Source organism: Caballeronia sp. S22 (assembly GCF_964261745.1).
Lineage (GTDB): Bacteria > Pseudomonadota > Gammaproteobacteria > Burkholderiales > Burkholderiaceae > Caballeronia > Caballeronia jiangsuensis.
This window is the reverse complement of sequence record NZ_OZ180036.1, coordinates 784913-805377: the sequence shown is the minus strand read 5'-3', so window position 1 is coordinate 805377 and position 20465 is coordinate 784913. Positions and strand designations below refer to the sequence as shown.

Annotated in this window: 20 protein-coding genes and 1 pseudogene; 14 read left to right on the top strand and 7 right to left on the bottom strand. The window is 62.8% G+C overall.

Going from position 1 to position 20465, the window contains the following annotated elements; genetic code table 11:
* Nucleotides 1-14 precede the first annotated feature (14 nt).
* Nucleotides 15-722 (bottom strand): helix-turn-helix domain-containing protein, encoded by a 708-nt coding sequence (locus tag ACEN42_RS18865; RefSeq protein ID WP_371882134.1) that lies wholly within the window; start codon nucleotides 720-722, stop codon nucleotides 15-17.
* A gap of 77 nt (nucleotides 723-799) precedes the next feature.
* Nucleotides 800-1453, bottom strand: a complete 654-nt coding sequence (locus ACEN42_RS18860; RefSeq protein ID WP_371882133.1) for a glutathione S-transferase family protein — start codon at nucleotides 1451-1453, stop codon at nucleotides 800-802.
* A gap of 209 nt (nucleotides 1454-1662) precedes the next feature.
* Here ACEN42_RS18860 and ACEN42_RS18855 point away from each other — a divergent pair, with 209 nt between their 5' ends.
* Nucleotides 1663-3054 (top strand): polyhydroxyalkanoate depolymerase, encoded by a 1392-nt coding sequence (locus tag ACEN42_RS18855; RefSeq protein ID WP_371882132.1) that lies wholly within the window; start codon nucleotides 1663-1665, stop codon nucleotides 3052-3054.
* Nucleotides 3055-3057: 3 nt separating this feature from the next.
* On the opposite strand, the gene ACEN42_RS18850 is transcribed toward ACEN42_RS18855, so the two are convergent.
* From ACEN42_RS18850 to ACEN42_RS18840, 3 genes are read right to left on the bottom strand one after another with little or no spacing between them, the layout of a single operon-like run.
* Nucleotides 3058-4404 (bottom strand): ATP-binding protein, encoded by a 1347-nt coding sequence (locus ACEN42_RS18850; protein WP_238292022.1) that lies wholly within the window; start codon nucleotides 4402-4404, stop codon nucleotides 3058-3060.
* A gap of 23 nt (nucleotides 4405-4427) precedes the next feature.
* On the bottom strand, nucleotides 4428-5141 hold the full coding sequence (locus tag ACEN42_RS18845; protein ID WP_035501976.1) for a response regulator: 714 nt from the start codon (nucleotides 5139-5141) through the stop codon (nucleotides 4428-4430).
* Nucleotides 5142-5153: 12 nt separating this feature from the next.
* Nucleotides 5154-5456, bottom strand: coding sequence for an EF-hand domain-containing protein (locus tag ACEN42_RS18840; RefSeq protein WP_187606364.1), 303 nt, complete (start codon nucleotides 5454-5456; stop codon nucleotides 5154-5156).
* A 249-nt stretch (nucleotides 5457-5705) separates the two neighbouring features.
* Between ACEN42_RS18840 and ACEN42_RS18835 the strand changes: the two genes are divergently transcribed.
* The 4 genes and pseudogenes from ACEN42_RS18835 to ACEN42_RS18820 form a co-directional block, all read left to right on the top strand.
* The gene (locus tag ACEN42_RS18835) at nucleotides 5706-6038 is read left to right on the top strand and encodes a hypothetical protein (RefSeq protein ID WP_371882131.1); all 333 of its coding nucleotides are present in this window, start codon (nucleotides 5706-5708) and stop codon (nucleotides 6036-6038) included.
* A gap of 159 nt (nucleotides 6039-6197) precedes the next feature.
* Nucleotides 6198-6479 carry a DUF3303 domain-containing protein gene (locus ACEN42_RS18830; protein WP_187606629.1) on the top strand — a complete coding sequence of 94 codons (282 nt, stop codon included), beginning with the start codon at nucleotides 6198-6200 and terminating at the stop codon, nucleotides 6477-6479.
* A gap of 186 nt (nucleotides 6480-6665) precedes the next feature.
* On the top strand, nucleotides 6666-7502 hold the full coding sequence (locus tag ACEN42_RS18825; RefSeq protein WP_187606362.1) for a 3-keto-5-aminohexanoate cleavage protein: 837 nt from the start codon (nucleotides 6666-6668) through the stop codon (nucleotides 7500-7502).
* A gap of 781 nt (nucleotides 7503-8283) precedes the next feature.
* A pseudogene (locus ACEN42_RS18820) lies at nucleotides 8284-8784 on the top strand (ESPR domain-containing protein); the annotation flags it as partial.
* On the opposite strand, the gene ACEN42_RS18815 reads toward ACEN42_RS18820, so the two are convergent.
* Nucleotides 8685-9782, bottom strand: a complete 1098-nt coding sequence (locus tag ACEN42_RS18815; protein ID WP_371882295.1) for a hypothetical protein — start codon at nucleotides 9780-9782, stop codon at nucleotides 8685-8687. The pseudogene ACEN42_RS18820 and the gene ACEN42_RS18815 sit on opposite strands and share 100 nt — an antisense overlap.
* On the opposite strand from ACEN42_RS18815, the gene ACEN42_RS18810 reads away from it, so the two are divergent.
* From ACEN42_RS18810 to ACEN42_RS18780, 7 genes are all read left to right on the top strand, one after another.
* A complete protein-coding gene (locus ACEN42_RS18810) occupies nucleotides 9757-11784 on the top strand; it encodes a YadA family autotransporter adhesin (RefSeq protein WP_371882255.1) in 2028 nt (675 codons plus the stop codon). The genes ACEN42_RS18815 and ACEN42_RS18810 overlap by 26 nt on opposite strands.
* 157 nt (nucleotides 11785-11941) lie before the next feature.
* Nucleotides 11942-12634, top strand: coding sequence for a FadR/GntR family transcriptional regulator (locus tag ACEN42_RS18805; RefSeq protein ID WP_371882130.1), 693 nt, complete (start codon nucleotides 11942-11944; stop codon nucleotides 12632-12634).
* 642 nt (nucleotides 12635-13276) lie between these two features.
* The gene (locus ACEN42_RS18800) at nucleotides 13277-14380 is read left to right on the top strand and encodes an ABC transporter substrate-binding protein (RefSeq protein WP_371882254.1); all 1104 of its coding nucleotides are present in this window, start codon (nucleotides 13277-13279) and stop codon (nucleotides 14378-14380) included.
* Nucleotides 14381-14461: 81 nt separating this feature from the next.
* Nucleotides 14462-15538 carry an ABC transporter ATP-binding protein gene (locus ACEN42_RS18795; RefSeq protein WP_238291844.1) on the top strand — a complete coding sequence of 359 codons (1077 nt, stop codon included), beginning with the start codon at nucleotides 14462-14464 and terminating at the stop codon, nucleotides 15536-15538.
* Nucleotides 15535-16401, top strand: a complete 867-nt coding sequence (locus tag ACEN42_RS18790; protein ID WP_035501965.1) for an ABC transporter permease — start codon at nucleotides 15535-15537, stop codon at nucleotides 16399-16401. The genes ACEN42_RS18795 and ACEN42_RS18790 overlap by 4 nt, the downstream gene beginning before the upstream one ends.
* Nucleotides 16401-17318, top strand: coding sequence for an ABC transporter permease (locus tag ACEN42_RS18785; protein ID WP_187606358.1), 918 nt, complete (start codon nucleotides 16401-16403; stop codon nucleotides 17316-17318). Before ACEN42_RS18790 ends, ACEN42_RS18785 begins: the two co-directional genes overlap by 1 nt.
* A gap of 51 nt (nucleotides 17319-17369) precedes the next feature.
* Nucleotides 17370-18305, top strand: a complete 936-nt coding sequence (locus tag ACEN42_RS18780; RefSeq protein ID WP_371882129.1) for an aldose epimerase — start codon at nucleotides 17370-17372, stop codon at nucleotides 18303-18305.
* Nucleotides 18306-18425: 120 nt separating this feature from the next.
* On the opposite strand, the gene ACEN42_RS18775 is transcribed toward ACEN42_RS18780, so the two are convergent.
* The gene (locus tag ACEN42_RS18775) at nucleotides 18426-18878 is read right to left on the bottom strand and encodes a response regulator transcription factor (protein ID WP_035502017.1); all 453 of its coding nucleotides are present in this window, start codon (nucleotides 18876-18878) and stop codon (nucleotides 18426-18428) included.
* 196 nt (nucleotides 18879-19074) lie between these two features.
* On the opposite strand from ACEN42_RS18775, the gene ACEN42_RS18770 reads away from it, so the two are divergent.
* Nucleotides 19075-19770 (top strand): response regulator transcription factor, encoded by a 696-nt coding sequence (locus ACEN42_RS18770; protein WP_035501961.1) that lies wholly within the window; start codon nucleotides 19075-19077, stop codon nucleotides 19768-19770.
* Nucleotides 19771-19930: 160 nt separating this feature from the next.
* A complete protein-coding gene (locus tag ACEN42_RS18765; protein ID WP_371882128.1) occupies nucleotides 19931-20449 on the top strand; it encodes a hypothetical protein in 519 nt (172 codons plus the stop codon).
* The last annotated feature ends 16 nt before the right edge of the window (nucleotides 20450-20465 follow it).

Genomic DNA, 20465 nt, shown 5'->3' with positions numbered 1-20465 from the left:
GCGACGAACGTTCGTCAGTGATGTTCGAGCATCGTGCGATCCACGATGCGCACCTGCCGTCCATTGAGCCCGATCGCGCCTTCGCGTTGCAGCTTCGAAAGCGTGCGGCTCACGGTTTCCAGCTCCAGGCCCAGATAGCTGCCGATATCCGCGCGGGTCATCGGCAGGATCAGTTCGTTCGCCTGTTCGCCGACGGACGAGGCGCGCGCGTCGAGTCGTTCCGAGAAATCGAGCAGGAAGGCGGCGACGCGCTCGCGTGCCGGCATCGTGCCGAGCATCAGCGCGAGCCGCGAGGCGCGCACGATTTCCGCGCTCATGATCGCGAGCAGTTCGTGCTGCATCGCCGCGTACTCGCGGCACAAGGGTTCGAGTATGCCGACCGGCATGATGCGCACGACGCTCGATTCGAGCGCGATGGCGTCGCTCTCGTGCCGGCCTGTGCACACGCCGTCGAGGCCGAGCGTTTCGTCCGCGAAGTGGAAACCCGTGACCTGCGTGTGCGGGGCGCTGTCGTCGTTGGTGCTGGGAAAGGTCGCGACGGTCTTGAAGCATCCGCTTTGCACCGTATAGACGCTGCGTAGCGGCTCGCCCATGCAGTAAAGCGCGTCGCCGCGCTCGACGGTGCGCGTCGGGAACGGAATGGCGTTGGCGTCGGAGAAGCGGACGTGCAGCGTCGGCGCGGCGCGCCTGGCCGAGATGCCTGGATCGATTGACGGTTCCATGACGGATTTCCTCCCACAGACCCAGTATGGTTCACGAACGAAGGAAAGGAAAACCCGCGCGTCGGCGCTGGGGCGTTTCAGAATTCGATATCCAGCTCGTCGATCTCTTCGGCTTCCTGTTGCGCATCCGCAATCCACTGGCGCATTTCCGGCATCGCGAGAATGCGCTCGCCATACGTGACGATATCGGGGTCGAGCTTCACGTCGTAGGTGACGAAGCGCGTGACGACCGGCGCGAACATCGCATCCGCGCACGAGCGTTCGCCGAACAGATACGGGCCGCCGTATTGCGCGAGGCACTCGTGCCAGATGGTCACGATGCGCTCCACATCGGTCTGCGCGCGCGCCCACACCTTGAAGCCGGGAAAGTGCGCCTTGAGATTCATCGGCAGGGCGGAACGCAACGCGGCGAAGCCCGAATGCATCTCGCCGCAGATCGACCGGCAATGCGCGCGCTCGGCACGTTCCTTCGGCAGCAGTCCGGCATCGGGACATACTTCGTTCAGATATTCCGCAATCGCGAGCGTGTCCCAGACTTTGATGCCATCATGAAAGAGACAGGGCACGAGAATCGATGGCGAGAGCAGCAGGAGTTCGGCGCGCGCGCCGGGATCGTCGGCGGGCATCACGACTTCATCGAACGGCAGCCCGCTGAACTTCGTGAGCAGCCAGCCGCGCAGCGACCAGGACGAATAGTTCTTGCTGCTGATGGTGAGCGTGGCGTTCGCCATGAGCGTCTCCTCGGACGTCGTGCACCAGGACGGATCGAGCTTGGTGCGTGTTGGCACCGAAAGGCGGCAAAACGCGCTCGTGAATGGTATCAGTGCAAAGGGTATGCCAATTGTTCAGTCGGGTGAGCCGCCGCCTCGGTCGACTGGCATAGCTATTGCCTTATTTCGACGCTCCATATCGACGCATGCGCCGCCCGCGTGCAAGAGAGATGAATCCCTTTGCTTACGCGGGCTATCAGGCCTGGTCCGATTCGATGCTGCCCATGCGCCACGCCGCTGCGCTCGTCGAGGGCGCGCTGCGTGTCTGGAAAGAGATCGGCGCGACGCCGCAGGGCCGCGGCCTCGCGGCGATCTGCGAACTGATTGAGCTGTCCGGGCTCACGCATACTCGCCCGGCGTTCGATATCGCGGAAGTGAACGTCGATGGCAAGCCGATGCGCGTCGTGGAAGAGGTCGCGGCGCGCACGCCGTTCTGTGACCTGCTGCATTTCCGCAAGGGCGATTTGTCCGTCGCGCAGCCGCGCGTGCTCGTCATCGCGCCGATGTCCGGCCACTTCGCGACCCTGCTGCGCGGCACCGTGCGCACGATGCTCGCGGACCACGACGTCTATATCACCGACTGGCGCAACCCACGCGACGTCTCGCTGATGCACGGCCGTTTCGGTTTCGACGAATACGTGCACCACCTCATCGACTTCATCGAAACCATCGGGCCGGGGACGCATCTGCTCGCGGTGTGTCAGCCGACCGTCGCGGCGCTGTCGGCGGTCGCGCTGATGGCCGAGGACCGGCATCCCGCCGAGCCGGCGAGCATGACGCTGATGGCCGGTCCGATCGACACGCGCGTGAATCCGACGCGCGTGAACGAGCTCGCGAAAAGCAAACCGATCGAATGGTTCGAGCGCAACCTGATCGGCATGGTGCCGTTCGGCTTCGCGGGCGCGATGCGGCGCGTCTATCCGGGCTTCGTACAGCTGGGCGCGTTCATGTCGATGAACCTCCCGCGTCACCTCGAATCGTTCGAGGAGATGCACTATCAGCGCGCGAAGGGCGACCCCGCGCAGGCGGACGCGATCCGCGTTTTCTACGAGGAATACTTCGCGACGATGGACCTCACCGCGGAGTTCTATCTGGAAACCGTCGATACCATCTTTCAGCGGCACGCGCTGCCGTTGAAGCAGCTCGAAGTGCGCGGCCGCAAGGTCGATCCGTCGGCGATCCGGCGCACCGCGCTCTTCACTGTCGAAGGCGAGCGCGACGACATCTGCGCGGTCGGTCAGACGCTCGCCGCGCAGGATCTGTGCGACAAGCTGCGGCCTTACCTGAAGGCGCATCACGTGCAGACGGGCGTCGGGCACTACGGCGTGTTCAACGGCAAGCGCTGGGAGCGGCAGATTTATCCGCGCATCCGCGCGTTGATCCACGATAACGAGCCGAGTCCGGCCGGCGTCAACGCGCGTGCGCAGCCAATGGTCCCGTTGCAGGCGATCGCGCCGCTCGCGCGCGAATCGACGGTCGTCGAGGAACAGGCGCAGGCGGCGCAGCAGGGCGGCGGCAAGCAGGCGATCGCCGATCCCGACGACGCTCACGCAACCGAATAAGCGCTAGCTCGCCGCCACGCCCGAAAGCGGCAGCACGATGCGCGCTTCCGCGCCGCCGCCTTCTCGCGCGCGCAATTCGAGCGTGCCGCCGTGCAGCCGCGCGATGCGCTCGACGATCGCGAGACCCAGCCCCGTGCCTTTCGGCTGGCCTTCGCCGCCGCCGCGTTTGAACGGCTGCTTGAGTGCTTCCGGATCCTGTCCGCCGAGTCCCTTGCCGCGATCCGCGATCACGACGCAGGCGGCCTTCGCCTGCGTGTCCGTCCACGTGCGCACTTCCAGCCCGACGACGCCGTACAGCACCGCGTTCTGCATCAGGTTCATGAGTATGCGCATCATGCTGATGGGGCGGAACGGGAACGGTTCGATAGCACCGAGATCGAGCGCGAACTCGTGCCCCAGTCCCGCAAAATCGGCTGCGAGATTGGCGACGAGCGCGTTGAGATCGCCGACGATGGGCGTCTCCTTCGCGCCGCTGCCCGCGTAATCCATGAACTGCTGAAGAATCGTGTCGATGGTGTCGAGATAGCCCTCCGCCGATGCCGCGAACGACGCGTCCTTTGAAGGAACGGAGGACATCGCCATGGCGAGGCGCAGCTTGGTCATCGGCGTGCGGATGTCGTGCGAGATGCCCGCGAGCATCAGTGCGCGCGTGGCTTCGGCTTCCTTCAGCGCCGCCGTCATGCGATTGAACGCGCCGCTCACCTGCGCGATTTCGGTCGGGCCGTCCGTCGGCAGGACGCCGGGCTCGCCGCCCGCTGAAACGAGCCGCGCGGCATCGGCGAGATGCGCGAGCGGGCGATTCAGGTGACGCTGGATCACATAGGCCGTCGCGAACGCGAGCGCGCCGAGTCCGAGCGAAAGAAGGAGGGCGGTCACGAGGCCGTCGTCGTGCGCGGCTTCCGGCACCGGCAGTGCAAGCCAGCGCGGCTCGCCCGACAGATGCGCGCGGATCCACAATCGTTGCTGGCCGTCGTCGGCCGTGTCGCTGCCTTGCCAGCGCACAAGCATGTCGGCGGGCAGATGCCGCCGCAAGCTCTCGACGAACGTCTGGCGCTGATATGTTTGATAGAAGCGCAGGCGCGATCCCGGCGCAGTTTCGTGCGCGCCGGCGGGCAGTTCGGCGTGGATGTCGAGATGCGCGGCGACGGTTTGCGCGGCGTCGGGCGGCGTCGTTTTCAGGAGCGTGTCCAGCGTGACGATATAGCTCGCGAACGTCGCGGCCGCGCGCTCGATGCGCGGCGTCTGGATGAAGTGCAGCAGCACCGCGATCGCGCATACCTGGCTCACCGCGACGAGCGCGACGAGCAGCAGGATATTGCGCGCGAAGAGCGAGCGCGGCACGAACGACACCGGGCGTACGCGAGGCGCGGCGCTCACGATTCGATTTCGGCGAGCAGCATGTAGCCGACGCCCCAGACGGTCTTGATGAAGCGCGGCTTGCCCGAGTCTTCCTCGATGATCTGACGCAGCCGCAGCACCTGCACGTCGATGCTGCGATCGAGCGCATCGTGATCGCGGCCGCGCGTGCGTGCGATGAGGTTGTCGCGGCTCACCGCGCGGTTCGGCGACGAGCCGAGCGCGTGAAGCAACTGCATCTGCGCGGAATGCATTTCGAACGGCTCGCCGTTGCGATAGAGCTTCTGCTTGGCGAGATCGAGACGGAATTCGCCGAAGCGGACGACCTGCTGCGTGTGCGTCGGATCGCCGGCGGCGATTTTCTGGCGGCGCAGCAACGCGCGCACGCGAGCGACCAGTTCCTGCGGCAGGAAGGGCTTGGCGAGGTAATCGTCGGCGCCGGTTTCGAGGCCGATCACCTTGTCGACGGGATCTCCCTTGGCCGTGAGCATGAGGATGGGCAGCGTCTGGCCTTCGGCGCGCAGGCGCTTGCAGACCGAGAGGCCGTCTTCAGGCTCCATCATCCAGTCGAGCACGAGCAGGTCGAAAGGCTCGCGCTGAAGGTAGCGGTCGAGCCGCTTGCCATTTTCGACGACGCGCACCTCGAAACCTTGCGAACTCAGAAAACGCTGCAGCATGTTGCGCAACTCGGCTTCGTCGTCGAGCACGATGATCTTCGGCAGGATTTCCATGGACGCTCCGGATCAGCGTTGCGCGGCGTGCTCGCGCATGAAGGCTTCGATTTGCGGCAGCGTCACGTAGCCGTTCTTCTGCGTGTCGATCTGGTCGAAGTGCTTGGCCACCATCGGCATGCCCGCCGACGCCTGCGCGCGAGTGAGCTTGCCGTCGTGCGTCGTGTTGGCGCTCGAGAAGCGGGTCTGCAACTGCCCGAGCGCGTGCTCGACGCGCGGGCTCGCGCCCATCGGCTGAGTGGCGGTTTGCGCGAACGCGCCGCCCGATGTGGCGCACGCCGCGCATGCGGCAAGGATGACAAGAAATTTTCGCATGGCTCTCTCCCTGGTCCGGGTACGAATGAACGTCGACGGTGATGTCATTCTATTGAGCCGCGCGGCGAACGCAATCTCGTGAATGCTACGAATCATGTCGCCGGATTGCACGCGAGATTGCATCGACATGCGGCGACACAAGTTAGGGCTCACGGTTCGGGCGACGCTTCGCTATCGTTCTCATCGCCGGCAGATGTGTTTCGTTCACGCTGCCGAAATCCATGACTCACGATGCATGAGGACTTCACCATGAACATCCGTTTGCTCAGCGTTTCCGCCGTTGCCGCCATCAGCCTGACCTGCGCGGAATCCGCGTTGGCCGGAACGAGCGTGCAGGTTTCCTATGTCGCGCCCGCCGTCGTCTATGCACCGCCGCCGCGTCCCGTGTATTACTACGCGCCGCCGCCGAGGCCGACTTATTACTATGTGCCCGCGCGCACCGTGGTCGTCGCGCCCGTGGCGGTCGCCGTGCCGCCGCCGCCGAGGCCCGTCGTCGTCGTGTCGCCTTACGCGGTCGCGCCGGCCGTCAGGATCACCTATGCGCAGCCGGTGCTCGCGGCGCCGGTCGTCGTCGTGCATTGACCGCAATGCGCATCGATCGCGACGAGCAGCGATGCATTGCACGGCTGGCTCGACCGCCGCCTCCTATACTGGATGAACCGCGTCGGGCCCGATGTGCCGATGCGGCGGCGACCCGGCGCATCGCGCCGTTTCATGGCGTTCCAACAGGAGGATCGAGCCATGCTATTCATCGTCAACTGGACTGCGCAGCCCGAGGTCGAACGACAGGCGGCCGAACGATTCCTGCAAACACGCGGTGCGCCGCCCGACGGCATCAGGCTGCTGGGACGCTGGCATGCGATCGGTTCCATCTGGGGCGTCGCCGTATGCGAATGCGACGAAATCGACCCGCTCGCGCGCTGGGCGCATGAATGGGCCGATCTGTTCATGTTCGACATCAAACCGGCGATCACCGACGAGCAGGTCGGAAAAATGCTCGCGGAACACGCGGAGCGGCAATAGAGGAAAAGCGCGCCGATTCTTCGTACGAACGGCGACTCCGCGAGGACCGGCGCGTTAGGGTTTGTTTGGCTTGCAGCGGAACGCACGATGCCTCATCATTACAAACGTACTAGTTAGTTCAAATTTGAGCGCCGTTCGCGATCCCCGCATTGTTGCCGCAAGGATGGCGCCGTCAAGGAGCGAAGCGTGACCCAATCCCCTACGAAAGAACCCTGCGTGATATCGGTGGCGATCACCGGCTCGGTGCCGCGCAAGAAGGACAATCCCGCGGTGCCGATCACGATCGCCGAGCAGATCGAGAGCACGCACGAGGCGTATGAAGCGGGCGCGACACTCGTGCACCTGCATGTGCGCGACGAAGACGAACGCTCGAGCTCCGACCGGCATCGGTTCGCCGAATTGCAGGAGGGCATTCGCAAGCATTGTCCGGACATCATCATCCAGTTCTCGACGGGCGGTCGCGGACGCTCGTTCGAACAACGCGGTGCGATGCTCGACCTGAAGCCCGACATGGCGTCGCTCGCGACGGGCTCGGTCAACTTTCCGACGATCGTGTATGAGAATCCGCCCGATTTCGTGCGCTCGCTCGCGCAGATGATGCTCGATCACAACGTGAAGCCCGAGATCGAGATTTTCGATCTGGCGATGCTCTATAGCACTGTCGATCTCGTGAATCAGGGCTTGCTGAAGCCGCCCGTTCACGTGCAGTTCGTGCTCGGCGTGAAGAATGCCTTGCCCGCGCGGCTCGAGATTCTCGAGTTCGAAGTCGAGCAGTTGAAGAAGCATTTGCCTGATGCGACGTGGACGGCCGCGGGCATTGGGCGTCATCAGCTCGAAGTGAATCACTGGACGTTGCAGTTGGGCGGGCATTGTCGGACGGGGCTGGAAGACAACGTGCGCTGGGACAAGGACACGCTCGCGAAGAGCAATGCGCAACTGGTGAGTCGCGTGGCGTCGCTGTGTGCGGAGTATGGAAGGCCGGTGGCGACGGCGAAGGAAGCGCGCGAGTTGTTGTCGATTTGAGTGTTGTCGGAGCGGGTCGAGGCGCGCCGTCGGGAAACCGCGGCGCGCTTTTTGTTTGTGGTGTGCGAGGGATGCGCATCACGCTTTCTTTGCTTCTCCAGGTTCATTGGCGACGAAGTGCCCAGCCGCGCGCCTGCTTCCTGCCGATGGTCGACGCAGATTTCTCCGCGGCGATCTTCTGCTCAATGGCTCCGACAGATTGACGGACGGTGTCGAGGGCTGGACCTCGTGAGCACAACGAAGCCGAGGGCAGAGGCGAATTTTGTCTCGGCGCTTATCGCTCTCAATTCCCGACTTGTTTCAGCCGGTTTTTCAATCGCTCGCGAATTTGATCTGTCTGTCATTGGCAATCAATTAGTTTAATTAGCTGACTAGAATCAGTTAATAGAAATTTCGAAGCGCTATTTACGGTTAAAGAGGTTTTTCGATGGCGCGCGTAAATCGCCTGTGAAGTTGCGATTTTTAGGCATCCAGCGGCGATTTTCGGAATATATCAATTGAAAATTTCGATAGGAACGCCAAGAATTGCGTGAATTCGCCTGGACCGGGTGGCGTCAGTGATTCCCTATTCTGGTTTATAAGATCAGTACAACGAATCAAAAAATCTGACCAACGCCATTGAATGCTCTTTTATTTCGATTGTCGGCGCGATCCGACGCAATCGAAACCCGAGCAATGACGCGCTATTTCTTTTTACCTGTCCTGGCGAGCAGGCGTCTAACGCCGAGTCACAAATTTGAGCGATTGAATCTACGAGGTTTTTGAGTGAAAGACATATAAAGTGGTATGGAGCCAGGCGTGTCAAAAGTGGGTTGTCGTTCCTGAACTCGCTCGAACCAGGGGAAAGAGCACGAAGCGATCGGTGGTTGTGGCCGCTTCCGCGATGGCCACGATTGCGGGCGGGTCTGCGCACGCGGCGGATGCGAGTAGCTACATGAATGGCGTCTTCGATTCGAGCGGGCTTTCGAATTGTTTCTCATCGACGGCTAGCGGTCCGCAGAACGGCGCAGGTTGTGACAGCGGCGGCAAGACTGGTGTAGGGTTTGTCGCGTTCGATCAAGCCGCCTTGGCCGGCGCTTATGCACTCGCCCCAGACTCCAATACGCTTCTTTTTGGCACCGCGGGGGCCGACCAGCTCGCCATCGTCACGGATCCCATCGCTGGAACGACCACGATCAATGCCTATGCGCCGATCAACATGAACCGGAACAAGATCACGGGCGTGGCGGCGGGAATGTTGAGTAATGGTAGCTTCGACGCGGTCAACGGCACCCAGCTATTCGGGGTGTCCAGTTCGATGTCCGCGGGCCTGAGCACTGCGGCAAGCAGAGTGACTTCGCTATCGACGGGCCTGAGCACAGTGAATTTAAATCTCGATTCATTGTCGACATCGACTTCGACGGGCTTGAGCACGGTGACCTCGGGCGTCGCTTCGCTTTCCACCGGCCTCAGCACGGTGACCTCCGGTGTGAGCTCACTGTCCACAGGCCTCAGTACGGTGGCTTCGGGCCTCACCTCGCTGTCGGCATCGAGCTCGACGGGGCTAAGTACAGTTACCTCGGGTGTCACTTCGCTTTCCACCGGCCTCAGTACGGTGACCTCCGGTGTGAGCTCACTGTCCACAGGCCTCAGTACGGTGACTTCGGGCCTCAACTCGCTGTCGACATCGACCTCGACAGGTCTGAGTACGGTGACCTCGGGTGTCACTTCGCTTTCCACCGGCCTCAGTACGGTGACTTCCGACGTGAGTTCGCTCTCGACGGGCATGAGCACGATCACGTCTAACGTGAGCTCGCTTTCCACCGGCCTCAGTACGGTGACTTCAGACGTGAGTTCGCTCTCGACGGGCATGAGCACGATAACCTCCAACGTGAGCTCGCTGTCCACAGGTCTCAGTACAGTGACTTCCGATGTGAGTTCGCTCTCGACGGGCATGAGCACGATCACGTCCAACGTGAGCTCGCTGTCCACAGGTCTCAGCACGGTAGCGTCGGGCCTCGACACGCTATCGACATCGACTTCGACAGGTTTGAGCACGGTGACGTCGGGCCTCGATTCGCTGTCGACATCGACCTCGACGGGTTTGAGCACGGTAACGTCGAACGTCGCCTCGCTGTCGACCGGCCTCAGCACGGTAACTTCCGGCATCACATCTCTGTCGACGGGCATCGACACGCTGTCCGCGTCCACGTCCACGGCGGTGACATCACTGTCAACCGGCATCGATTCGCTTTCGATTTCGACTTCGAGCGCAGTGGGCTCGCTGTCGACGGGCGTCAATTCTCTGTCGGTCGCGTTGAACAACACCGTCCAATACGACGATCCGGATCACAAGAGCGTGACGCTCGGCACGCCTGGCACGCCTGTCACGCTCAAGAACGTCGCGCCTGGGGCGGTAAACGAAAATAGCGTCGAAGCGATCAACGGCTCGCAACTCTTCGCCACCGCGCAAAGCGCCGCCGACGCGCTGGGCGGCGGATCATCCGTGGACACCGACGGCAAGATCACCAAGCCGACCTACACGTTCACCGACAACTCGACATTCAACAACGTCGGCGACGCGCTAACGAATCTCGACGGCCGCGTAACGCAGAACACATCGGACATCAGCATCATCAACACGACGCTGAGCACCATCAACAATGGCGGTGGCATCAAGTACTTCCACACCAATTCGACCCTGGCGGATTCGTCCGCGTCCGGCGTCAACGCGGTGGCAATCGGCGGCGGTGCGATCGCATCCGCGAACAACGCCGTCGCGCTCGGCTCCGGTTCGCGTGCGGATCGTGCCGACACTGTCTCCGTTGGTGCAGAAGGCGCGGAACGCCAGATCACGAACGTCGCAACGGGTACGAAAGACACCGATGCAGTCAACGTTTCTCAATTGAATTCGAAGATCGCGAGCAGTGTCGCGAACACCGTGACCTACGACGATTCGACACACAGCAAGATCACGCTGCATGCTCAGGATCCTGACGCTCAGGTGACAATCGACAACGTGGCTAACGGAAAGGTCAACGCCGAGAGCCACGAAGCGATCAACGGTTCGCAGCTATTCGCGACCGCACAAAGCGCCGCGGACGCACTGGGTGGCGGAGCAAGCGTGGACGGGGACGGCAAGATCACCAAGCCGACCTACAAGTTCACGGACAACTCGAAATTCGACAACGTCGGGGACGCACTGACAAATCTGGATGGACGCACTGCCCAGAATTCGACCGACATCGACACGATCAACAACACGCTGAACAACATCACGACAGGCGGCGGCATCAAGTACTTCCACGCCAATTCCACGCTGCCGGATTCGTCCGCGACGGGCGCGGACTCGGTGGCGATCGGGGGCGCTGCGTCGGCGTCGGCGGCCAACTCGGTGGCATTGGGCGCGAACTCGGTGGCGAATCGTCCGAATACCGTCTCGGTCGGCGCGACAGGCGCGGAACGCCAGATCACGAACGTCGCGGCCGGCACGGCGGATACGGACGCAGTCAATGTGTCTCAGTTGAAGCGGGCGGGCCTGATCGATGGCGACGGCTCGACGAAGGCCGCCGTCACCTATGACGCGGGTGCGGATGGCAAACCCGACTACACGAGCATTACGCTCGGCAATAGCACCAACGCAACGACGATTCACAACGTCGCGGAAGGTATGGCCGGCACGGATGCCGTGAACGTGAACCAGATGAACGCCGCGCTCGACCGCGTGACGAACATTGCCGAAAGTGGTGGCAATACCTTGTTTGCCGCCGATGGCAATCGCGCCACCGAGGTCGCCAGCGCCACCGGCACGCATGCTACGGCCATGGGCGCGAACGCGAACGCGAGTGCGGACAATTCGGTCGCGCTCGGTGCGAATTCGGTGGCCGACCGGGCGAACACGGTGTCAGTCGGATCGGCAGGCAACGAACGCCAGATTACGAACGTTGCCAACGGCGAGCAGCAAACCGATGCGGTCAACGTCCGGCAATTGAATCTGGCATCGGCGCAGGCGCAAAGCTACACCGATTCGCGCATCGCCGGCGTGCAGAGCCAGATCAACAATGTCGCCAGCACGGCATACGGTGGTATCGCCGCGGCGATGGCCGCAGCGGGATTGCCGCAGCCGACCGCTCCGGGCAGAACCATGGTATCGATCGCGGGCGCGCGTTACGCGAGCGCATCCGGTGCGGCGATCGGCGTCTCGTACGTGACGCAGGACGATCGATGGGTCGTGAAGGCTTCGGGCAATACCAGCAGTTCCGGCAACGTCGGGTTTACGATCGGCGCAGGCCATCAGTGGTAAGCGTCTGACGTAACACCGGAGCAATCGAAGTCGGTCGACGCAGCCACTGCGTCGACCGACTTTTTTATTGCTCGCGCTTGATCTCTACGCGTGACCCCACGCGAAAAATCTGCCTTACAATCGGTCTCCCACCCTGACAAGCACGACAAGCGCGAACATGAACGAGCGTAAGTCATCCGGACTCGCCGACCGAATCTACAGCGACATCCTCAACAGCATCGTGGAAGGCGAGTTCAAGGAGGGCGACCGGCTTCTCACGGAGCATGCGCTCGCTGAACGGTTCGCAACCTCTCGACCGACCGTCCGCGAAGCGCTCGCGCGATTGCGCGCGGACGGGATTATCGTGACGCGGCGCGGCTCGGGAACGATCGTCGGACGTCGTCCCGATCCGGATGTGCGCCGATTCGCTCCGCTCGAAACGCTATCCGACATCCGCCGCTGCTACGAATTTCGGATCGTGACGGAGTCCGGCGCGGCGGAATTCGCCGCCATCAAGGCCGACGAAGACGGCCTTCGCGCGATTCAGGATGCATGGGATCGGCTTGAGCGCATCGTCGAGACGCAGCAGGGCATCGGCGCAAAAGACGATTTCGCGTTCCATCTCGCGGTCGCGCGCGCATCGAAGAACCAGTTCTTCATTACCGCGTTGGCGTTCATCGAGGAACAGGTCGAAGTCAGCATGAACCTGTCGCGCAATCTGTCGTTCGTGAAAACGCTCGAGCGCCAGCGTCTCGTCCAGCGTGAACATCTCGAAGTCCTCGAAGCGATCCGCGCACGCGATCCCGCCCAAGCCGGGAAAGCGATGAAGGCGCATCTTCAAAACGCGCTCGACCGGATATTCGGCGACTAGCCACTGCTGCAGTTGTCACACAACCTTGGGTCAGGCGGGCAAAAACTCTCTCGCTTACGGGTAAGTTGTTTGACAACTTTAGGTGACTGCTGCTCCGCCATTTAGTTGGTCGCCGTGGAACATCGCGCTCTGCGTCCTGGCAGCAGGCGAATCCGATCCGCTTTGCCCCCAACGTTGAACATCCGGCGCCGATTCAACCCGAAGGAAAGACGCGATAACTCCTCAGGAAACAACAGTTAAATCCCGGTTAAAAAGATAGGAAACAACTGCTCGGGGTATCTCCCAACATAGCTTGCAAACCGCTATCGCCAGAGGAAAAACCGCCTTCCCATTGTTTCGGTAACAGCCTCGCGGGAACCAATTTGCTTGACATCCTATGACCCCGTTAGCTATTTTTCAGCATCCGGTCGCCATGAGGACGCACGCGTACAGAGACACGCTACATTCAAGGTGCCAGCAAGCGGCGCACAGACGAATCAGAACGAAGCACAAACAGGCCGGCGATCGACGAAATCGAAGAATTCGACCGGACCTTTTCCCGACCACCGGTTGCGAGAGAAGTGAGGAGACAAAATGGCTTTCAAGGCAGGACTGTCAGTGAAACTGGCGGCGGTTTGCGTCGCCGTCAGCGCGGCTTTCGGCATGAGCGCGGCATACGCGGCCGATCCCGTATCGATCAACATCGTCGACGTTGCGGGCAATCTGCAACTGACGCAAAAGGGCTTCGAGGCGTTCAAGGCCAAGTATCCCGATCTGGTTTCCAGCATCACCTTCACGAACGCGCCCGCGCCGCAACTGCCGGGCAAGATCAAGGCGATGCAGGCGGCGGGCCGCTCTGACATCGACCTCGTCGTGACCGGCACCGACGCGCTCGCGGCCGGCATCCAGCAAGGCCTGTGGGAGAAACTGCTTCCCGATAACGCGAAGGCGTTCCCCGGCGTGCTCGACAAGTACGCGCCCGGCCCGCGCAAGATGCAGGACATCGCGCAGGGCTATGGTCTCGAAGTGACCTATATGCCGGCGGGTCCGCTGCTCGAATACAACCCGGCCAAGGTCACCGACGTTCCGAAGACGCCGGATCAACTGCTCGCGTGGTGCAAGGCGCATCCGAACAAGCTGATCTATGCGCGCCCGGCGAACTCCGGCCCGGGCCGCACCTTCCTGATGGGCCTGCCGTATGTGCTCGGCGACAAGGACCCGATGGACCCGATCAACGGCTGGGACAAGACCTGGGCATTCCTCAAGCAACTGAACGACTGCATTCCGTACTATCCGGGCGGAACCTCGGCCGTCATGAAGGAACTGGGCGAGGGCACGCGCGACATGACGGTCACGGTGACGGGCTGGGACATCAACCCGCGCGCGCTCGGCATCGTGCCGGCGGAATTCAAGGTGGCCGCGTTCGACAACATGACCTGGGTGAACGACGCCCACTACATGGTGATCCCGAAGGGCGTGCCGAAGGAAAAGCTCGACGTGCTCTACAAGCTGATGAACTTCATGCTCGAGCCGGCGCAGCAGGCGCTGACCTATGACGATGGCTACTTCTATCCGGGCCCGGCAGTGAAGGATGTGCCGCTCTCGATGGCGCCCGCGAAGAGTCAGGAAGTCATCCAGAAGTTCGGCCGGCCCGAGTACGCGAAGCTGCTCGCCGACCGTCCGCACGTGCTTCCGCTCAATGCGCAGGCGATGGTCGCGGCCTTCCAGAAATGGGATCGCGAAGTCGGCGCGGCGAAGACGAAGTAACTCGGCGTAACGCGGTAATGAGACGGCGACGCTCCCGTCAGGGCGCGTCGCCGCTTGTACAAAAAAGCGCAGGAAATTGTCATGAAGCACACTTTTGAGCAGTTGCGCCTCGACTCGGTCTCGCGCAGTTTCACCAACGCGGAAGGGCAGCAGCTCGCGGCATTGAAGGGACTCGATCTGAATATCCAGCGCGGTGAGTTCATCGCGCTGCTCGGGCCATCGGGCTGCGGCAAGTCGACCGCGCTGAACTGCATCGCCGGATTGCAGCCGTTGACGGGCGGCGGCATCTGGCTCGACGACAAACGAATCGACGTGCTGCCGCCCGAAAAGCGCGGCTTCGGCATGGTCTTTCAGAACTACGCGCTGTTTCCGCATATGTCGGTGCTGGATAACGTCGGCTTCGGCCTGAAGATGCGCGGCATGCCGAAGGCGGAAGCAACGAAGCGCGCGAAAGCCGCTTTGCAGCTCGTGCAACTGATCGGCCACGACGCCAAGCTTCCCGGTCAGCTCTCGGGCGGCCAGCAGCAGCGCGTGGCAATTGCGCGCGCGATCGTCATCGAGCCGCCGCTCGTTCTGATGGACGAGCCGCTCTCGAACCTGGACACCAAGCTGCGCATCGAGATGCGCGCCGAAATTCGCCGCATCCACGGCAAGCTGGAGCGCGCGACCATCTATGTGACGCACGATCAGGACGAAGCGCTGTCGATGGCCGATCGCATCGTCGTGATGAAAGAGGGCGTCGTCCAGCAGGTGGCCGCGCCGAAGGAAGTCTATTCGCGGCCGAAGAACCTGCACGTCGCGCGCTTCATGGGTTTCCGCAATGTCGTGCAGGCAACGCTCGAAGGCACGCAGGGCGAAGCCGTCGCGGTGAACGCGAGCGGCGTGCGCCTGCTCGGCACGCCGATGGAAGGCTTCGATAGCAAGCGCGTGGCCGTCGCGCTGCGTCCCGAAGACATGGAACGCGCGGCGCCCGGCGCCGAGAACGCGTTCGATGCGCACGTCGAAGTCGTCGAATATGGCGGGCGCGATTCGCTCATCATCGTCAATACGGCGTTCGGCAAGCTCTGGGCGCGCATCGCGGGCGAATGCAGCGAAGGCGAGCGCATCTCGCTGCGCGTCGTGCCTTCGAAAACGCTCGTGTATGGAGAGGAAAAATGATCGCGCTTCCCGCGCAGCCACGCGATCCGAAGGGCTGGCTCGTCACGCCGGCGCTCTTCTTCATCATCGCGCTGTTCATCTATCCGTTCGCCTACGGGCTGATGCTGTCGTTCAGTCCGATGAACGGCGGCAGCGTCTGGGCGAACTACATCACGTTCTTCACCGATTCGTCGATGTGGCCGACGATCGTCGTCACGCTGAAGCTCGCCGTGCCCGCGACGATCATCAACGTAGGCGTGTCGGTGCCGGTGGCCTTCGCGTTGCGCCGCACGTCGCCGTGGCAGAAGTTCGTCACGACGCTGCTCGTCGTGCCGGTGACGCTCGGCACCGTGCTGATCGCCGACGGCATGCTGACGTACTTCAGCCCGAACGGCTGGTTTCCGCAGGCATTGCAGGCGCTGCATCTCTACGGCGATGAAGTGCGGCTCACGCACAACTACTGGGGCGTGCTGATTTCGCTGATCGTGTCGGGCTTTCCGTTCGCGTTTCTGCTGACGCTGTCGTATGTGACCGGCATCGACCCGACGCTCGCGCGCGCCGCCGCGACGCTCGGCGCGAGCCCGTGGCAACAGTTCCGTCAGATCTATCTGCCGCTGCTGCTGCCCGGCCTCACGATGACCGCCTGTCTCTCGTTCGTGCAGGCGTTTTCGGTGTTTCCGTCGGCGGTGCTGCTCGGTGCGCCCGCCGGTCCGACGCGCGTGATCTCGATCGCAGCTTCGGAAGCCGCGTTCGAAAACTACGACTACGCGCTCGCATCGACGATCGCGATCGTGATGGGCTTCGTGCAGTTGCTCGTCGTGGGCGGCATGCTCGGCGCGCGTCGCTTCTTCTATACGGGTCCGGTGACGGGAGGCAAGGGATAATGACGACCGATAACCGCGCGGCGTCCGGCTGGCAGGCCGGCGCGCTGACCGAAACCACGAACGGCACCGGCAAGCACATGAAACAGCAAGTGAGCCTGCGCGACAGGCTATGGAAGTTCTTCGTCTGGGCGACGATGGGCTTCTTCCTCGTCAACGTGCTGCTGCTGATCGCGACCGTCGCCGTGAACTCGGTGGCGACGCGCTGGTTCGGCACGCTGTTGCCGCAGGGCTTCACGCTGCACTGGTACGCGCAGGCATGGAGCGACTTCCAGCTTTCGAGCGTGCTCCTCGTGACGCTCGAAGTGGTGGGCGCGGTGGTGCTGCTGTCCATCGTGCTGGGCGTGCCGGCCGCGTATGCGCTCGCTCGCGTGCAGTTCCCCGGCAAGCGCTTCGCGATGCTCGTGTTCCTGCTGCCGCTGATGGTGCCGCCCGTGACCTATGGCATCCCGATGGCGACGGTCATGTACAAGTTCCATCTCGCGGGCACGCTGACCGGCGTGATCCTCGCGAATCTGGTGCCTGCGCTGCCGTTCGTCATTCTCGTGATGACGCCGTTCATCGAGCAGATCGATCCGAATCTCGAATCGGCCGCGCGCATCTTCGGCGCGAACACGTTCCGCTACTTCCGCTACGTGCTGCTGCCTTTGCTCGTGCCCGGCATGCTGGCGGCCGGCCTGCTCGTGCTGGTGCGCACCATCGGCATGTTCGAGCTGACGTTCTTCACCGCCGGGCCGACGACTCAGACGCTCGTCGTCGCGCTCTATTACGCCGTGTTCTCGACAGGCGTGCGCGCGCCGCAGTCCATCGACGCAATGGCGATGATCTATATGGCCATCACGATGGTCTGGGTGCTGATCGCGCTGCAGTTCGTGAGCCCGACGCAGCTCGTGTCGCGCGTGAAGGAGCAGAAGCAGTGATGTTCTACCCGCGCGCCTACGCGCGGGTTCTTTTCAATTCGAAGCCGTGTCGTGACGAAATTTCGTGAAGTCGTACCTTTGGACGCCGCGCCGCGCCTGAGCATTTCGAGCGGGCCGCATGTCATCGAGATCGCGCCGGCGGCGGGCGGGCGCATCACTCGGTTCGCCACGCAAGGCGCGCGCGGGTTGCAGGACTGGCTCGTGCCGGTGACAGCCGCCAGTTGGCCGTGCGATGCATGGCCCAAGGGCGGCAGTTATCCGCTCGTGCCGTTTTCCAATCGCGTGCGCGATGCGCGGTTTGCCGCGCCGGACGGTTCCATCGTCGAGATCGCGACGTTTCCCGGCATGGCGCACGCGCTGCATGGTTTCGGCCAGTTCGCGGCATGGAGCGTCGAGCTTCAGGAGGCGGATTGCGTCGTGTTGCGTTACGTGCACGGCGAGGGCGAGCATGGCTGGCCGTGGGCATTCGAGGCCGTGCAGTTGATCGAAGCGAATGCAGAAGGCGTGCGGCTGTCGATGCGGATCGCGAACCGGTCGTCCAGCCCGATGCCCGTCGGCCTCGGTTTTCATCCTTACTTCGGCGCGCACGAAGCCGAACTTCATGCGACGACGCACTGGCGTCACGAAGCGGAGATCGCGATCGAGCCGACGGCCGAGCCGCCCGCGCATCGGCATGTGCGGGAAACGGAGGGCTACACGCGTTATCTGAGCGGCTGGGACGGCCGCGCCACGCTGCGTTACGCGGATGGCCGCACGCTCGAACTGAAAGCCGGCGACACGCTGAACCACGTCGTCGTGCATTGTCCGGCGGGCGCGGGTTATCTGTGCGTCGAACCGGTGTCGCACGTGAGCGACGGCTTCAACCTCGCGGCGCAAGGATTGCCCGGGACGGGCATCGCGGTCATCGAGCCAGGTAGTGAAATACGGGCGTCGCTCGTGATGGCAGCCGGCGCGATCCCGGCCCCGTACGACGGCGGCGGCGCCTGACGCGCGCCTCGACACCGGCGCGTTCGCGAACCGGGGGACAGCGCGACGCATTCGCCGGCAACGTCCCCCCGGCGACGAGGCATGCATCCCTGTTCATGGCGGCACCTCCAGATATGCGTATCAGCGCGTGAGCGGCATGGAAAAGAACGATTCCACGAGATCGACGATGCGCCAGGTCGCGCAAGGCCGGCGGCAGTGGGCGTCGAAACCGGCTTCCTTGAGCGTCTGAACCGGATCGGCCGGCCACACGTTGCTCATCGCGACGAGGAGCCGCCCGGTGACGTCGGCGTCCATGCGCAGCGTGCGCAGAAAGACGTAGCCGGAATCGTTGTCGAGGCGCGTATCGAGCAGCAGCGCCTGCGGCTGCCAGCTGTGCACCAGCGCGCGCACGGATTTCAGATCCTGCGAATGGATGACCTGCAAGCCTTTGAGCCGAAGTTGCACGGCGAGGGAATCGCCGATCGACTTGTCCTTGTGGGCGATCAGCACACGGCGCGATGCGTCTCCGGCGCGGGCCCGCTTGATACGCCACAACGCGAATTCGCGTTCGTTGTCGGCCAGACGGCTTGACATCTCATCCTCCATTCTCGTATTGCATTACGTGGTTGAATCGACTGCGACCAGTGTCGACGGAACGTGCCGGTCGCTAAACCCGGCACGGGAGGGGGATGCGGGGAATTTTGGGGGACTGCCGAATGTATCCCTGCGAAAGGGGGGTGGAAGTCGCACAGGGCGCGCGTAATATCGGAACCGTTCTCGGAGCGTCGCAATGGAAAATGGCTATTTCAAAACAGTGTTGCTAGTAGAGGACGAAGGGCTCACCAGGAGCGCCATGAAAAGCCTCATCCTGGCGAACGAGCCTTTGCTCGAGATCGACGAAGCCGACGGGTTCGAGCAGGCGAAAGCCAAGCTTTCCGCCAATACCTACGATCTGATGTTCCTCGACTACCACTTGCGCGGCAACGCCACAGGCATGGACCTGCTCAACTGGATTCGCGAGGAAGAGCGCGAGATCCAGACGATCATGCTTTCCGCGCAGGACGACCGCGACACCGTGCTCGAATGCATCAAGAACGGCGCGTGCGGCTTCATCTCGAAGGGCAGCGAGCAGGGCGCGGGCGTGTTCCGCGAAGCGCTGAAAACCATCCTCAACGGGCGCGTCTATCTGCCGAACACGGTGCTCGGCAAGGGCGGCCACAGCCCGAAGCCGGTTTCGCCGCACGCGGGCGTGACGGTCGAATCGCTCGATCTGCCGCCTCGCCTGACCGAGACGCTGCGCTATTTGCTGCAGGGGCTGTCGAACAAGGCCATCGCGCGCAAGATGAATATCAGCGAAAACACCGCCAAGGAATATTCGAGCGATCTGCTCGCGCGCTTTCATGTAACGCGGCGAACGTTCCTGATCGTCGAGATGGCGCGGCGCGGGATCGAAATGCCGATGAGCAATACGTCGTCGGCATCCTGAGCCGTCAGATTCACCTTCTTTTCGACGCGGGCTGCCCGAAAGGCGCCCGCGTCGTCGCATCTGCGCTGTGTTTTTTCATCGTTCCGAGGAATGCGCCCGAGGATGGTAAGGTATAGCCCGGACTATATTTGAGATGGAGTCAGCGTAGGTGATTCGCAGGATGACGTTCATAAAAATGCAAGGCGCCGGCACGGCCATCGCGGTGACAGCGGCGCTGCTTCTCGGCGCATGCGCGCCGCTTCCGCAGCAGAACGACACCGACGCAGCCGCGGCCGCGTCGGCGGCATCGGCCGCGCAAGCGGCTCAAGTTCCGGTCAAGCCAGCACCGCGGGCGCCGCCGGGCGAGCGGCGCATCATGGTCGGCTCCGCGAACGGCTACCATCTGATGCTCAAGACGACTCCCCCATCGCAAGTCTGCGACGATGGCGCATTCGCCGACGGCGTGCGCTACGGCTACGCGCTGACCTGGAACCGCCTCGTCAGCGAGGACGTGCGCAATGGCGGCAAGGCGAGGCGCAAATTCGACGGATCGACGGTCCATTCCCTCGACGATCAGTACAAGATCCAGTGGGACGGCAAGGAACGCGTCAACGCGTGCGCATCGGACGGTTATCTGATCGGACGCGTCGTCGGGACGCATCTGGCCGGCGTCGACATGCGCAACGGCAAGCCTTCCTGATCGAGAAAACGGGGGC

Bases quoted from the DNA above. Each gene is read 5' to 3' on its own strand.
- ACEN42_RS18765 (WP_371882128.1), top strand. From the start codon at position 19,931: ATGACGTTCATAAAAATGCAAGGCGCCGGCACGGCCATCGCGGTGACA.
- ACEN42_RS18775 (WP_035502017.1), bottom strand. From the start codon at position 18,878: ATGTCAAGCCGTCTGGCCGACAACGAACGCGAATTCGCGTTGTGGCGT.
- ACEN42_RS18805 (WP_371882130.1), top strand. From the start codon at position 11,942: ATGAACGAGCGTAAGTCATCCGGACTCGCCGACCGAATCTACAGCGAC.
- ACEN42_RS18855 (WP_371882132.1), top strand. From the start codon at position 1,663: ATGAATCCCTTTGCTTACGCGGGCTATCAGGCCTGGTCCGATTCGATG.
- ACEN42_RS18800 (WP_371882254.1), top strand. From the start codon at position 13,277: ATGAGCGCGGCATACGCGGCCGATCCCGTATCGATCAACATCGTCGAC.
- ACEN42_RS18835 (WP_371882131.1), top strand. From the start codon at position 5,706: ATGAACATCCGTTTGCTCAGCGTTTCCGCCGTTGCCGCCATCAGCCTG.
- ACEN42_RS18860 (WP_371882133.1), bottom strand. From the start codon at position 1,453: ATGGCGAACGCCACGCTCACCATCAGCAGCAAGAACTATTCGTCCTGG.
- ACEN42_RS18785 (WP_187606358.1), top strand. From the start codon at position 16,401: ATGACGACCGATAACCGCGCGGCGTCCGGCTGGCAGGCCGGCGCGCTG.
- ACEN42_RS18830 (WP_187606629.1), top strand. From the start codon at position 6,198: ATGCTATTCATCGTCAACTGGACTGCGCAGCCCGAGGTCGAACGACAG.
- ACEN42_RS18795 (WP_238291844.1), top strand. From the start codon at position 14,462: ATGAAGCACACTTTTGAGCAGTTGCGCCTCGACTCGGTCTCGCGCAGT.
- ACEN42_RS18845 (WP_035501976.1), bottom strand. From the start codon at position 5,141: ATGGAAATCCTGCCGAAGATCATCGTGCTCGACGACGAAGCCGAGTTG.
- ACEN42_RS18840 (WP_187606364.1), bottom strand. From the start codon at position 5,456: ATGCGAAAATTTCTTGTCATCCTTGCCGCATGCGCGGCGTGCGCCACA.
- ACEN42_RS18770 (WP_035501961.1), top strand. From the start codon at position 19,075: ATGGAAAATGGCTATTTCAAAACAGTGTTGCTAGTAGAGGACGAAGGG.
- ACEN42_RS18865 (WP_371882134.1), bottom strand. From the start codon at position 722: ATGGAACCGTCAATCGATCCAGGCATCTCGGCCAGGCGCGCCGCGCCG.
- ACEN42_RS18790 (WP_035501965.1), top strand. From the start codon at position 15,535: ATGATCGCGCTTCCCGCGCAGCCACGCGATCCGAAGGGCTGGCTCGTC.